The organism is Streptococcus sp. VT 162 (genome assembly GCA_000688775.2).
In the GTDB taxonomy this organism is placed as follows: domain Bacteria; phylum Bacillota; class Bacilli; order Lactobacillales; family Streptococcaceae; genus Streptococcus.
Genome location: CP007628.2, coordinates 135,843 through 149,484, shown reverse-complemented (window position 1 = coordinate 149,484; position 13,642 = coordinate 135,843). Strand labels below are relative to the sequence as shown.

Here is a 13,642-nt window from a genome sequence, read left to right as displayed (position 1 = left end):
AGAAAAAAAGCCCTCTCGGGCCTATTTAACAGAACTGTCTATTCCTTGTAACAAACTAGATCAGTTGAAATAGTTTGTTAGCCTTCTGTCATAAAACTGACACAATCTTCTCGTCCCCAATCCTCAAAAATATGAGGAACATCTGCCAGTGCTTGAATCCTCTGATTCCCTTCATAAGAAGACTCTAAAAAGTTGATGCTTTGAAGGCCACTATTCTGGGCAAATTCCACATCCAAAGTTCGGTCTCCTATATAGTAGGTGTTCTCAGAATCCAACTCATACTTGTCTAGCAGATAGGTCGCCGCTTCTGGACTGGGCTTGCGCGCAAAGCCACTCTGACTGGTTAAAATCTCTTTGAAATAGGATTCCAACCCCAAGTCTCTAAGAATGGCAAAAGCATTGTCCCCCTTATGAGTATAGACAAACTGCTGAATCCCTGCTTGGTCTGCCCAAGCTAGCACTTCACGCACACCTGGCATCAAAACTACCTGAGTATTCTTCTCAGCCAGACTCTGGGCACGCACCTGATTGAGTACTTCCGCATCCAGATTTCTCTCTTCTGCTACCTGCTCCAGCAAATCCTGCACAGAGTACCTGAGGATAAACTCTCTCACTTTTTCCTTATCATAAGGAATAGAAAATTGAGCAAAGGTCTCCTCAATCCCTGACAAAATCGCTTCGTAAGAGTCCAATAAAGTCCCGTCTAAATCCCAAATAAAGGCTATTTTTTGCATCTCCTATCCTTTCAAGCTCATATAACGCTGGTAACGGTAACGTAGAAATAACCAACGGAAACCATTATCCAAGAGAGTCCCTGCCCAAATACCAGGCAAGCCCCAACCAAGAACAATACCCATAAGATAGGCTGTCCCTATACGGATACACCACATCCCAATACTTGTCGCATAAAAGGGGAGGCGAGCATTTCCCAATCCCTGCCACACTGCCGTATATATAACTGTCCCTGTCGCCATGGGAGTTCCTAGTAGAGAGAACAGTGCCACCAAAACGCTCGCTTCAACTGCTATAGGGTCCGTCGTATAGAGATGAGTCAATGGTGTCCCCAAGGCATAGATACTGAGAGTTAAGGGCAACATGAGAAGCAGAGAAAGCCAAAAGGTTTGCTTGCTTACCTCGTCTACTCTTTCCCAGTTATCCTCTCCAACTGCTCGAGCCACCTGCATGACCGTTGCCGTAGCGACACCAAAGACAGGCATGTAGTTAAACTGGGTCAAGACTTCTCCAACTGCATTCCCCGCTACTGCCTCCGTCCCAAAAGAAACAACCAAGGCAATAATCACTACATCTCCAGCCCGCATCATGAGACGTTCTCCTGCTGCTGGCAATGCCAAGGTCAGTAAGTCTTTATCGAGTCCAAAAGTCGGTTTCTCAAAAGGCAGCTTTAATTGCGACCACAAAATCACAAGACCGACTAAGCGAGACAAGATAGTCCCCCAAGCAACACCCGCTATGCCCATATCAAGGACAAAAATAGCTAGACTTGAAAAAAGAATATTCAAGGCATTGGATAAAAGACTAACATAGAGAGGCAGACGTGGATTATGCGTTGCACGAATTAAGGCACCTAGACTCGTCATCAAGCCCAAGAGAACAATCGATCCACCCACCAAAGATAGGTAAAGTCCACCACTCTCAGCCACCTCCTGCTCAGTTCCCAAAAGTCCTATCATCTCTTGCCCAGCAAAGATGGATAAAGCGCCTAAAAGTGCACTCAGCAATAGGGTTATCTTGAGAGCCTCTGTCACGTGATAAGCCAACTTGGACTGATCTTTCTGCCCCAAACTTTTTGAAATAACACTGGAGATAGCAGCTCCCAGAGCGATAAAAATCGCCTGGTAAATCGTGATAATATTGCCAGCCACTGAAACACCTGAAATGGCGATTAAGCCCAAGTGAGCGACCAAGTAACTGTCCACCATTCCCATGAGCATCTGCAAAAAGTTTTCACCCATAGCTGGCAATGCAATATTAAGAATGTCTTTATTTTTCTTAAACAATCTCTCCTCCTGATGAAAAGAAACTCAGTTGGTTTCCCAACCGAGTTTACTCCCTCTGTCTTAAAGTCCTAGATAAGCCTCAACCGCTGCTTGCATGTCAGCAGCTGCCACTGTTGTTTTATGACGAACTGGAGCTGTTTCAAGGCCATCAACCGCTGGTGGCACTGCCACTCCTGAAATGTCATGTAATTGAGCCAAGGCTTCAAAGTCAGTCAAGCCTGCTTTTCCTGTTACCGCTTCTACGGCAACCACTGGGAACTTGTAAGGACTAGCTGTTGAAGCAATCACTGTCTTAGTCGCATCGCCAGTAGCCACTTGGTATTTTCTATAAACAGCTGAGGCAACCGCCGTATGTGGATCCTCGATATAGGCATCTGTATCATAAACACGTTTAATTTCTGCCGCAGTTTCTTCCTCAGTCGCATATTCAGCTGCAAAGAGTTCCAGAATCGCTGCATCAAAGTCTGTCAATTCATATTGTCCTTGTGTACTCAAGGCATTCATGAGTTCAGCTGTCTTAACCGCATCATTCCCCAAAAGATGGAAAATCAAACGCTCCAAGTTTGAAGATACCAAGATATCCATAGATGGACTAGTCGTTACCTTGAACTCACGTTTCTTGTCGTAAACACGTGTTTTAAAGAAGTCAGTTAAAACATTATTGTCATTTGAAGCACAGATTAATTTGCCAACTGGCAGACCGATTTGTTTAGCATAAAAGGCAGCCAAGATATTTCCAAAGTTTCCTGTTGGTACTGTAAAATTGACCTTTTCACCAGCCACAATCTCACCAGTCTTAATCAACTGAGCGTAGGCATAGACATAATAAACAATCTGTGGTACCAAACGACCAATATTCATAGAGTTAGCTGATGAAAATTGAAGTTTATTGGCAGCCAACTTTTCACGAAGAGCTACATCGTTAAACATATGTTTGACGTTGGTTTGCGCATCATCAAAGTTTCCATCAATAGCGATAACATGAGTATTGTCGCCAGTCTGAGTAGTCATTTGCAACTCTTGCACCTTGCTGACACCATCCTTTGGATAAAAGACGATAATCTCAGTTCCAGGCACATCGGCAAACCCTGCCATAGCAGCTTTCCCAGTATCACCAGATGTCGCTGTCAAAATGACAATCTTGTTCTCCAAACCATGCTTTTTAGCGGCTGTCGTCATAAAGTACGGCAAGATAGACAAGGCCATATCTTTAAAGGCAATCGTTGAACCATGGAACAATTCCAAGTTGTATTGCCCATCCAGTTTCACCAATGGCGCAATAGCTGGAGTATCAAACTTGCTATCGTAGGCATTGTTGATACAGTAGTCCAACTCCTCAGCCGTAAAGTCATCTAAAAATGCTGATAAAACTAATTTAGCCACTTCTTGGTAAGAAGCATCCTTTAATGTGTCAAAGTCCAAATCAACCTTTGGATAAGAAAGCGGTGTAAACAAACCACCATCCGTCGCCAATCCTTGCAAAATAGCTTGGCTGGCAGTTACTGTATTATTGGCATCACGCGTTGATTGATAAACTAATGTCATGAATCTCTATCCTTTATCTATAGTCTCTTCCATTATATCACGATTTTTCAGAAAATTCTCCCTTTATAAGAGAAATTATAATCCCAATTGTTCTTTCAAAGGCTGTAAATAGGTCATTTCTTGATTATCTCTTTTCTCCAGTCCTTCCTCAGCTAGGGTGAGTAAATCTTCAGAAAACTCGAGAACCGCAGCTTCTTCTTCATCTGTGAGTTGTTTTTTAGAAAATTGTCGTCTTAAAAGCTTATAATCACGACCAGCTGTGGTAAAAAATGGAGCAGTTCGCAAGTAAGCTTCAAGCTTGTCTAAATGAACCAACAAGCCCAAGTGAAAAGCAGCAGAAGCAAAGGTCCTATCAAGCGGCTGAGTACACACACTACGAAACTCAACTGTTCCTCGAGTCGTTAAGTCTTGGTACTGGTAACTACGATGAGTTTGGAAATCTTCCTCCTGAGGGTGAATTAACACCTCATCCCCATTAAGGGTAAATGCCTGAATTTCACGTGTAGGCAAATAATCTCTAGCCTGAATCGGATAAAAATAATAGGTCTGCCCATCACGCTCCGCAGTAAAAATCGCAGAATGATTTAGATAGTCAAAAAAATCATCCTCGTCTTTAAAGAGTCTAGCATTGACACCTACATTCTCTGGATAGATACCATGCATGGATTCTTCCCAAAAAATATCCCTGGAAATCTTAGTATCCCAATCTGCCCCTGAAAACTCAGAGTTTGCAAACAAATAGGCTTTTGCTGCTTCAATTTGCGTAAAAGCATTGATAACACGCAGGTAGTTGGACCTTGAAACGTCTAGTTGAACCTGACTCCCACAGATAAAGGCTCCATACTCAGGGAATTGATGTAAATCTGATTTAGTAACATTGCTACTCAAATTCAAATAATCCATCAACATCTGATAGCGGGGATAAGCCACTGGACAATTCTCATTTTTATCCCAGTTGGGATGAATACCACAACCAACAATAGCATGATTAGCTTCGCCCAACTTATTCTGAATCGTAGCCATATAGAAGTTAAAGCGTTCTTCTACCTCTTGGATAGATTCGGCCTTTCCGAATGCAAACTCAATTGTAGTATAAGCAACCTCGAATAAGATTGTATCTTGACTGACTGGATCAAGCAACTGAATTGGATTCCCAAAATCATCCACTTTTTCGATAGTAAAACCCAGTACTGATGGTAAATACCGAAAGAGATCCTTAACAACTTCACCATCTGTAGCTTTACCCTCTAAATTTACAATAGGAAATTCTAACTCAATCCCAATAAATAAATCTGGATTCTCTTTTATATTTTTTAAGTAACGTTTCTTTAGTAATTCAACAGACCGAGACATTAACCACCAAACTCTTTCATAATCAAAATAAATTGTGAATAAGTAATATTATACCAAAAATACACTAAAAATGATTAGAATAAGAAGAAAAAGATCATTCATCAGTTATCAGTACTTAAAGAAAAATATCAAAATCTTCACTAAATCAAAAAACAAGGTCCGAAAACCTTGTCTTTAATACTATACCGGCGGCCGGGGTCGAACCGGCACGTCCTTGCGGACACTGGATTTTGAGTCCAGCGCGTCTGCCAATTCCGCCACGCCGGCAAATAGTAACTGGGGTAGCTGGATTCGAACCAACGCATGAGGGAGTCGGAGTCAAAGTCCCTTGCCTTACCGCTTGGCTATACCCCAATAATATAAAATAGGCGAGTGATGGGGATCGAACCCACGCATGCCAGAGCCACAATCTGGTGTGTTAACCACTTCACCACACCCGCCATAATCATATTAACACGGGCAGTAGGAATTGAACCCACACTGAAGGTTTTGGAGACCTTAGTTCTACCTTTAAACTATGCCCGTAACTAAAGTAATGGAAGGGGAGGGATTCGAACCCCCGAACCCGAAGGAGCGGATTTACACAACTCTTTCTATTATACCTACTTTTTTACCTTTGTCAAGAACTTTTTTTCCTCTTTACCGAAATTCTGAAAAGATTAGGGAAAGAGCCAGTTAAACTGACTCCTTCTATTTATCTTGCCAATTAGTCGCACGTTCCTCTCCCCACCAGTAAGGGATCAATTCGGCAACCTTAATTGTTTTTCTTGTTTCGTAGTCCATCATGAACTCTGCTTCTTTATTCTCAGCATTCAATTCTAAGAGAAATTCTCTGCAAGCGCCACAGGGCATACCTGATCCTTCTCCGTAGGGAGGTTTATCTCGAAAGGCGAGGATTTTCTTAACTTTGGTCTGTCCTGAAAATTGATACATATTGAAGAGAGCTGCCCGTTCTGCACAGAGATGAAAAACGCCACAAGTGCCCTCCATACAAAATCCTGTGAAGATCTGACCATCTTCTGCTTCTACCGCGGCAACAACATGGTTAGCATAAACAAAGTCAGAAACCTCATGGGGATTGTATAAAGTTCGCGCTTCTTCATACATCTTTTCCCAGATATCCATCTGCAGTCCTTTTTATTTAGAAATCTCTTTGAGCATGTTTTCAATATGCTGGATTGACTTTTCACGTCCGAGTAAGAAAATGGTGTCTGGTAATTCTGGTCCATGCATTTCACCTGAAACGGCAATACGAATCGGCATGAAGAGGTTTTTCCCTTTGATACCTGTTTCTTTTTGAACTGCTTTGATTTGTGGGAAGATGTTTTCTGTCACAAATTCTTCATCTGTCATTGCTTCTAGTTTCGCTTTGAAGGCTTCCAGAACAACCGGAACGGTTTCTCCTGCCATGACCTCGCGCTCAGCGTCTGTCAGCTCTGGGAAATCTGAGAAGAAAAGATCTGTCAATGGAACGATTTCATCCACTGACTTCATTTGTGGTTTGTAGAGTTCTACCATTTTTTCAGATTTATCAGTCAAACGCCCTGCTTCTTCTAAGTAAGGTTTAGCCATTTCAAAGATAGTAGCTAGATCGGCTCTCTTGATGTAGTCGTTGCTCATCCAGTCAAGTTTTTTCTGGTCGAAGGCTGCTGGAGACTTGCTGAGGCGGTTTTCATCGAAAAGTTTAATGAGTTCTTCACGAGAGAAGATTTCATCTTCGCCACCTGGATTCCAACCAAGAAGAGCGATAAAGTTAAATACAGCTTCTGGAAGATAGCCTTTCTTACGGTAATCTTCGATAAATTGAAGGGTATTGGTATCGCGTTTAGACAATTTTTTACCCGTTTCAGAGTTGATGATCAAAGTCATGTGACCGAACTCTGGAGCTTCCCAACCAAGCGCTTCATAGACCATGAGCTGTTTTGGGGTGTTGGCAATGTGGTCATCACCGCGAATAACATGGGAAATTTGCATGTCGTGGTCATCGATGACAACGGCAAAGTTGTAAGTTGGGTAACCATCTTTCTTTTGGATAACCCAGTCGCCACCGATGTTGCCACCTTCAAACTCGATATCACCTTTGACCATATCATGCCATTTGTAGATACCAGACTCATTGACAGCCAAACGAACAGTTGGGATGATACCAGCTGCTTCACGTTCTGCGATGTAAGCTACTTTTTCTTCTTCGCTCATACCAAGGTATTCATTGATGTAACGTGGTGTTTCGCCAGCTGCTTCTTGGCGTTCGCGCTCAGCCGCCAACTCTTCTTCTGTAACGTATGATTTGTAGGCTTTTCCTTCAGCTAGCAATTGGTCGATATATTTTTGATAGAGTTCCAAACGCTCTGATTGACGGTAATTTTCATGAGTTTCTGGACTTTCATCCCAGTCAATCCCCAACCAGCGAAGATTTTCAAGCTGTGAGCGTTCTCCATCCTCAACATGGCGTTTACGGTCAGTATCTTCGATACGAATGATAAAAGTTCCACCATGATGGCGTGCGTAAAGGTAGTTAAACAATGCTGTACGGGCATTTCCGATGTGTAGTAGTCCTGTTGGACTTGGTGCGTAGCGTACGCGGATATCTTTTGACATAGTTTCTCCTATAAAGTCTCTAGGCGTCTGCCTTTTTGCTTTCTATATTATATCACAAGTCTCGCCTGAGTCCAATGTCTAGGAATAAAGAGAGTAAAAAGAGTGGGCAAGCCACTCTTTTCTTCTATTATAGACGTGCGTTAAGCTCTTTGCTCAATTCTTCAAATCCTGGTTTTCCAAGAAGGGCAAACATGTTGCGTTTGTATGCTTCAACACCTGGTTGGTCAAATGGGTTAATGGCATTCAAGTAACCTGAAAGGGCAATTGCCAATTCGAAGAAGTAGATAGTGTAACCAAGAGTGAAAGCGTCTTGCTCTGGAAGAGTTACGTACATATTTGGCACATCACCGTCAGTGTGGGCAAGAAGAACACCGTCAGTCGCTTTTTTGTTTACAAAGTCAACGTCTTTTCCTTGAAGGTAACCAAGTCCGTCAAGGTCTTCTTCCAAAGTAGGGATAATCACGTTCTTACGTGGTTTGTCAACACGGACAACTGTTTCAAACATGATACGAGTTCCTTCTTGGATAAATTGACCCAATGAGTGCAAGTCAGTTGAGAAATTAGCTGAAGTTGGGTAGATTCCTTTTTGGTCTTTCCCTTCTGTTCAGGCACCCCTTGTGGATGCATCTGCTGGAAATTCCCTTGCACTGACTGGCTAGTTTGATTGACTTGCCAATCAACCACTGCGTCATCTATTTTTTCTAATTTAGACCCAGAAGCCTGGACTTTTGGTCCAGGCTCTGAATCAATTTTTTAGACTTTTATTTTTCTAAATTGCTTGATTTGAAATTTTATTATGGTTAAGCAGTTTCAAAAATCTGAATGGTAGAATCTTTATCAATTACTACCGCTTGATCTGCTACAACATGGAGTGTACCAGGAAGGCTCCCCTCTTTTGAACCATCAAAAGAAATCGTGATATGTCCCAGTCCAGTTAAATTTTTTTCTACTACATTTCCTACGGAACTAATCGAATATTCCTGATTATCTACCACCAGCTTGCCACCTTCTAGTATTGAACCTAGCAGATTTTTGTTATCAATCTTAAAACAATACTCTGATAAATCTTCTGGTGCTTCTTCTCCAAATAAAATGAGCATATTGGCATCTTGAATCATATTCTGAGCTTCAGACCCTACTTGAATTACTTTAGTTTCAAAAATTTTCTTCATCTGATTTCTATTCATACTTTCTCTAATTTGTCATAAACTTAGGCTTATAGATAAGTTTAACATAATAGTTCTCTGTTTTCAGGCATCTATCAAAGGTCTACTGATAAAGACCAATACTAGCTATCCAAGCAACTAGCACCCGCGGAACACCATTGAGAAAGCGTGAATAAAGTACCGAAGGGACACCAACCTCAACTGTTTCAGCCTTGGCTTCAGATAGGCCGAGTGCTACAGGAATGAAATCACAACCGTTTTGAGTGTTGATAGCAAATAAAGCTGGCAGAGCCATTTGGGGCGGAATAGTCCCTTTTCCGATTTCGACTCCAATTAAAGTTCCAATAATCTGACTAATAACAGCTCCGGGACCTAACAAAGGAGATAGGAATGGTAAGGAACAGATAAAGCCAATTAAAACGAGTCCCCAGATGTTCCCCGCTAGGGGAACCATTAATTTTGCCAGCCAATTTCCAACACCAGATCCTTGAATAACCCCAATCAGCAAGGAAACAAAGGCCATGAAAGGAATTATTGTATTGAGCATTGTTTGGATGGCTTCACGAGCAGCCTGGTTGAAAGTTGCAACGACCTTACCAGCCCCCATCCCAATTCGTGCTACAATACTTGTTTCAGCTTTTTGCTCTGTAATTTTTTTACTAGTATCGTAAGTTGGCTTTTCAGTTACCACAGTTGTCGCTTTTTCGTCTTCATTAGCAGCAGAAATTTGATTAAGGCCAACTGCTGACACATAGATTTCCTCGGTTATATATTGAGCTAGAGGCCCACTTTTCCCTGTAGCGACAATATTTATTGTAGGGATTCCCTTTTTAGGATAAATACCACAGCGAAGAGTACCGCCACAATCCACGATTGCTAAAGCAATTTCCTCATCTGGGATAGAAGTTTTAAACCCATTAACAGCTTCCATACCGGTCAAATCAGCAATTTTATCTACAATATCTGGCTTTTCTCCGCCACCAGTAATATAGATGAATTTATGCTTAGCTTCACTAGGTGTAATGACCAAAGGTCCTCCGAAACCGCCATTTCCTTTAACAACTTTTATACTCTTATATGACATAATTTCACTCTTTCTATAAATCAAATGTTTTACTCAAGGTAACACCTTGCTGTTTTGCTACATAAGCAGTTGTAAAATCGGTTACCCAACCACCTACAAAGTTCATGACAAGCCCAACAAGCATGTAACGAATGGCTAAGTCCATTTGACTTAAACCTAAAGTTTGAATTCCTGTCGCAATTCCCATCCATACAAATAATTCCCCAGGATTGATATGTGGAAATACACCATTTGAAGTATGGCAGAACTGCATCTGAGCTGCTACAAAACTAGGTTTATAATATTCTGGTAAGAAACGTCCCATACTGATTGCCATCGGATTCCCCAGCATAAAGGCAGAAATGAAAGGTAAAATCATATACCGGCTAACAGGATTTTTGGCAGAAATCTTAGCCAGGGAATTGACCTTCTCTTCTCCCAAGAAAGCGATAAGGGTATTCATTGCAATCAATAGCATTAAGACAAGCGGTACAATATTTGTCATCCAGCTAATAAAGGTTTCTCCACCTAATTGGAAGAGTTTCATAAAACTCTCTGCAAAATTTGTAATGTGATTCATAAGGAACTCCCTTTCTTATTTTTTTTAAATAACTGTTTAATAGATAATTGTAAGTAATTCGCATAAAAGCCGAATCCCAGAAAAGAATCAGATGAACTTGTCTCTTTCTCAATACCTGCCTCATTCCAAAGATAGACTTTTCTAGCATCTTCTATGGCTGATTGCATCAACTTATTTTCTTTTCTCACAAGAGGATTATACTTGTCAAAATAATGGATGTCTTCTCCAACATAATCGTCCATATTTTGAAAACGTGCTAAGATTGTGACTCCTTGCATTTTGCTAGCTTTAAGAACCCGACCGTTTTCATCAACCGCGAACATGACAATCGTACCGGATTTGATTCTTCCGGACTTCCTGCCAATCGCTACGCGCCCCAGTTTTCGGAGCATCGTATAGGTCTTATTGAAGTCTTTGAGTTGCTGCCAGCCGAGGAACATTTGAAATATATAAGCTGCCATGACAAATACAGCGAAAATTATTAGCGAATTCATTAAAATACTCCTTTGCTCTTAGAAAATGATAGAAACTCTGTCTCTGTTTCTACAGCCCTCAATGCTTCTTTTAGAGAAGGCTCTCCTGCAATTCGAAAAATGTCGTCATACAATTCCAGCAATTCACTCTCCATTTTGCTTTCAATTTCTGAGGGAATGGCGACTAGAAAGATAAATTCAATCCAATCATCTCCTTTTTGATAAGGCTCTTCTAGCTTTCCAAACATTAAAATAGTCTTTGCATAACCCTGGTTAATTGTATGGGGGAAGGCAATTCCTCCACCAAAAATGGTTGATTGTTTTTTATCCCTATCAATTATCCGATTTCTAAAACCTTCATCAATCATCTGAAGTTTCTCTAACTCTGCAACCATATTTAGCAAGTATTGCTGATAGGTTTTTTGGGGAGTCAAACGAAGAAAACGTAAGCTGACTGTTTCTAGATTTTTTTGATGAAAAGCATTGGCCCTCTGCCATTCTTCCTGCAGCCATTGATCATCAAAAAGATGATTAACTTGAATGACTGGAGATTTAGAATCTTTATATTTTAGAGGAACTGTCGTAAAAATCGCGAAATAGTCCTGATTCAAATCCAGATTAAAATCCTCTTCAGAATACTGAGTAATGTCTACATCATTTCCAAGAATTCGTCTGAGTTGCTGAATAATCATCGCAGCAGTTCCTCTTCCTGTTGTGCAAACTACAGCTATCTGCTTGCGAGAACCATTTACAACAGAGTTTTGCTTTCTTAAAATCATTTCAAAATACAAAGCCAGATATCCGATTTCAGATAATTCCAATTCAGAACCAAAAATTGCAGATAGTTCTTCTCCAGCAATTTTCGCCATTTCAAAAGCAAAAGGATATTGAGTTTGAACCTCGCCATGGAATATATCATTAGCTTGCACATGGAAAATCAGTCGATTGATTAAGGAGCCTAGATGAGACTTGATTTCTTCAAATAATTCTTCATCATCAAAGTTAACCAACATTGTTTCTTTGACTTTCTTGACAATCCCTTGAAAAATGTTTGCAAGCTGTTCAGATTGATAAGACGGCTTGCTTAAAGTGTCAATAAAACGGATATTAAACGGAAAACACAAAAAGTCTATCTCAAACTGACTGAGGGAAATCTTATAAGTCATCTCAATATGATAGATTAATTTTTCAACCAAAGGTGTCTCTGTTAAATCATTCCTATAGTAAGGAATAGGGCAACTCAACACCCTAGATGCATGAATACGCTCCACCATAATTGAAATTGTCTTTCGAAGGAGTTCCTTTGTTTCTTTCGGGATTTTATACTCCTGGAGTAGCGTCTCCAGAAAAGAAGATGTTGCCTCGGTGAGTGTCTTTCCTTCAAAGTAAGGGGCCACTTGGTGAATATAGAGCAAGCGCAAATTCAGCTCGGACCCCAAGACCTCCAGCCCACGGTTGGGCTTTCCTGAAATAGTGATAGAGTAACTCTCTGCCAAAGATTTTACTTGTTTTAAATCCTTATTAAGGGTACTTCTACTAACACCTGCTTCCTCAGCCAAGTCGTCAATAAGAAGAGGGGAGGTTGACTCAATTAAACGTTTTAGTAAATAGGCAATTCTTTTACTGGAAGAATTGAAGTCACTCTCCCGTTTTAAACTACCAGATAAAATCCTTTCCAACTCAGTATAGTCATACACCTCTAACATTAACTGATCATCTTGTGAGATAATCTGGATACTCGGAGCCAAAACATCATTTAATTGTTGGATACTCTTTTGCAAGGTTTGCATACTAATATCCAGCTCTGAGCGCATATCTACCAAGGAATAAGTTGGCTGTGAGACCATTTTTTCTAAAATATTATACCATCGATTTACTATGGTCAACTCTCTTCCTCACCTTCATTTTTTTAACCGCGAGTTTTCCCTCCGGCAATATTTGTAGTGACTCCAGTTATATAGCTAGAACGGTCTGAAATATAGAATGCTACAAGGTCAGCTACTTCCCGTAGTTTACCACTTCGTCCCAAAGGAGTTGTTGAAGTTGAAGCATAACCAGCTCGAATATCTTCTACCGTCTTTCCACGGGTATAAGCAAGAGCTTCCTCATAAGAAAGAGTTCGAAGTCCCGTAGCTTCCATAATTCCTGGAGCAATTCCAACCACACGTACACCATGCTTACCCAGCTCTTTTGCCCATGAACGAGTGTAACTATAGACTGCTGCTTTTGTGGCAGCATAGGCACTTTGTCCTTCAGAACCTTCCAAGCCTGCTTCTGAAGCCATGTTCACAATTACACCTTTTCCATTTTTCACTAAAATACGTCCCACTGCCTGACTAACCAGATACAAACCTTTTTGATTAATCATCGTTACTTTTTCGAACGTCTCATCGTCCAATTCGTAAGGACCTTTAGGATTTTCTGCATCGATTAATAATCTAGGGATATTAATCCCTGCATTATTGACCACTGCATCAATATTGCCAAATCTTTCAACTATTTTGGCAACACCCTCTTCTACTTCAGAGCGAGAAGTTACATCAACTTTTACAAATAATAGATTCGGGTGACGCAAATCGTTGTCGCTAAGATCAAAATTCGCTACATTGACTCCTAATTCCAGCAATTCTTCAACGATTGCCTTACCGATCCCAGATGACGCGCCAGTCACAAGAACTGTTTTGCCTTTTATGTTTAACCAATCATTCATTTTGATACCTCTCAAATTTTATTTACAAGGCAATTATACAGCGCTTTCATAAAAGAATTAAGACACTCTTTTTTACACTTTTAAAAAAAATAATAAACTAATTAAGAGGCTTGTACTAAAAATCCACAAGAAATGA

General features: G+C 40.7%; 12 protein-coding genes, 4 tRNA genes and 1 pseudogene. All 17 read right to left on the bottom strand.

Annotation, left to right across the window (positions count from 1 at the left end; genetic code table 11):
* Positions 1–77: 77 nt before the first annotated feature.
* Positions 78–734, bottom strand: coding sequence for an HAD family hydrolase (locus V470_00790; GenBank protein AHZ46989.1), 657 nt, complete (start codon positions 732–734; stop codon positions 78–80).
* Positions 735–737: 3 nt separating this feature from the next.
* A complete protein-coding gene (locus V470_00785; GenBank protein AHZ46988.1) occupies positions 738–2,018 on the bottom strand; it encodes a sodium:solute symporter in 1,281 nt (426 codons plus the stop codon).
* 60 nt (positions 2,019–2,078) lie between these two features.
* Positions 2,079–3,563, bottom strand: coding sequence for a threonine synthase (locus tag V470_00780; protein AHZ46987.1), 1,485 nt, complete (start codon positions 3,561–3,563; stop codon positions 2,079–2,081).
* A 75-nt stretch (positions 3,564–3,638) separates the two neighbouring features.
* Entirely contained in the window at positions 3,639–4,916 is a 1,278-nt protein-coding gene (locus V470_00775) for a glutamyl-tRNA synthetase (protein ID AHZ46986.1), read from the bottom strand.
* A 183-nt stretch (positions 4,917–5,099) separates the two neighbouring features.
* A tRNA-Leu gene (locus V470_00770) sits at positions 5,100–5,183 on the bottom strand.
* Positions 5,184–5,192: 9 nt separating this feature from the next.
* A tRNA-Gln gene (locus V470_00765) sits at positions 5,193–5,270 on the bottom strand.
* A 13-nt stretch (positions 5,271–5,283) separates the two neighbouring features.
* Positions 5,284–5,356: transfer RNA gene (locus V470_00760), tRNA-His, on the bottom strand.
* Positions 5,357–5,370: 14 nt separating this feature from the next.
* Positions 5,371–5,441, bottom strand: a tRNA-Trp gene (locus V470_00755).
* A gap of 165 nt (positions 5,442–5,606) precedes the next feature.
* The gene (locus tag V470_00750) at positions 5,607–6,041 is read right to left on the bottom strand and encodes a cytidine deaminase (protein AHZ46985.1); all 435 of its coding nucleotides are present in this window, start codon (positions 6,039–6,041) and stop codon (positions 5,607–5,609) included.
* A gap of 12 nt (positions 6,042–6,053) precedes the next feature.
* Complete coding sequence (locus V470_00745; GenBank protein AHZ46984.1) at positions 6,054–7,514, bottom strand: glutamyl-tRNA synthetase; 1,461 nt, start codon at positions 7,512–7,514, stop codon at positions 6,054–6,056.
* Positions 7,515–7,641: 127 nt separating this feature from the next.
* A pseudogene (pgi, locus tag V470_10475) lies at positions 7,642–8,118 on the bottom strand (glucose-6-phosphate isomerase).
* Positions 8,119–8,314: 196 nt separating this feature from the next.
* Positions 8,315–8,686, bottom strand: coding sequence for a PTS sorbitol transporter subunit IIA (locus V470_00735; GenBank protein AHZ46982.1), 372 nt, complete (start codon positions 8,684–8,686; stop codon positions 8,315–8,317).
* A 97-nt stretch (positions 8,687–8,783) separates the two neighbouring features.
* On the bottom strand, positions 8,784–9,764 hold the full coding sequence (locus V470_00730) for a PTS sorbitol transporter subunit IIB (GenBank protein AHZ46981.1): 981 nt from the start codon (positions 9,762–9,764) through the stop codon (positions 8,784–8,786).
* A 13-nt stretch (positions 9,765–9,777) separates the two neighbouring features.
* Positions 9,778–10,323, bottom strand: coding sequence for a PTS system glucitol/sorbitol-specific transporter subunit IIC (gene srlA, locus V470_00725; protein AHZ46980.1), 546 nt, complete (start codon positions 10,321–10,323; stop codon positions 9,778–9,780).
* Positions 10,320–10,817 carry a transcriptional regulator gene (locus V470_00720; protein ID AHZ46979.1) on the bottom strand — a complete coding sequence of 166 codons (498 nt, stop codon included), beginning with the start codon at positions 10,815–10,817 and terminating at the stop codon, positions 10,320–10,322. Before V470_00720 ends, srlA begins: the two co-directional genes overlap by 4 nt.
* Positions 10,817–12,682: a regulator gene (locus tag V470_00715; GenBank protein AHZ46978.1), complete on the bottom strand. Its 1,866-nt coding sequence runs from the start codon at positions 12,680–12,682 to the stop codon at positions 10,817–10,819. Before V470_00715 ends, V470_00720 begins: the two co-directional genes overlap by 1 nt.
* Positions 12,683–12,705: 23 nt before the next feature.
* A complete protein-coding gene (locus tag V470_00710) occupies positions 12,706–13,506 on the bottom strand; it encodes a sorbitol-6-phosphate 2-dehydrogenase (protein ID AHZ46977.1) in 801 nt (266 codons plus the stop codon).
* Between the last annotated feature and the right edge of the window lie 136 nt (positions 13,507–13,642).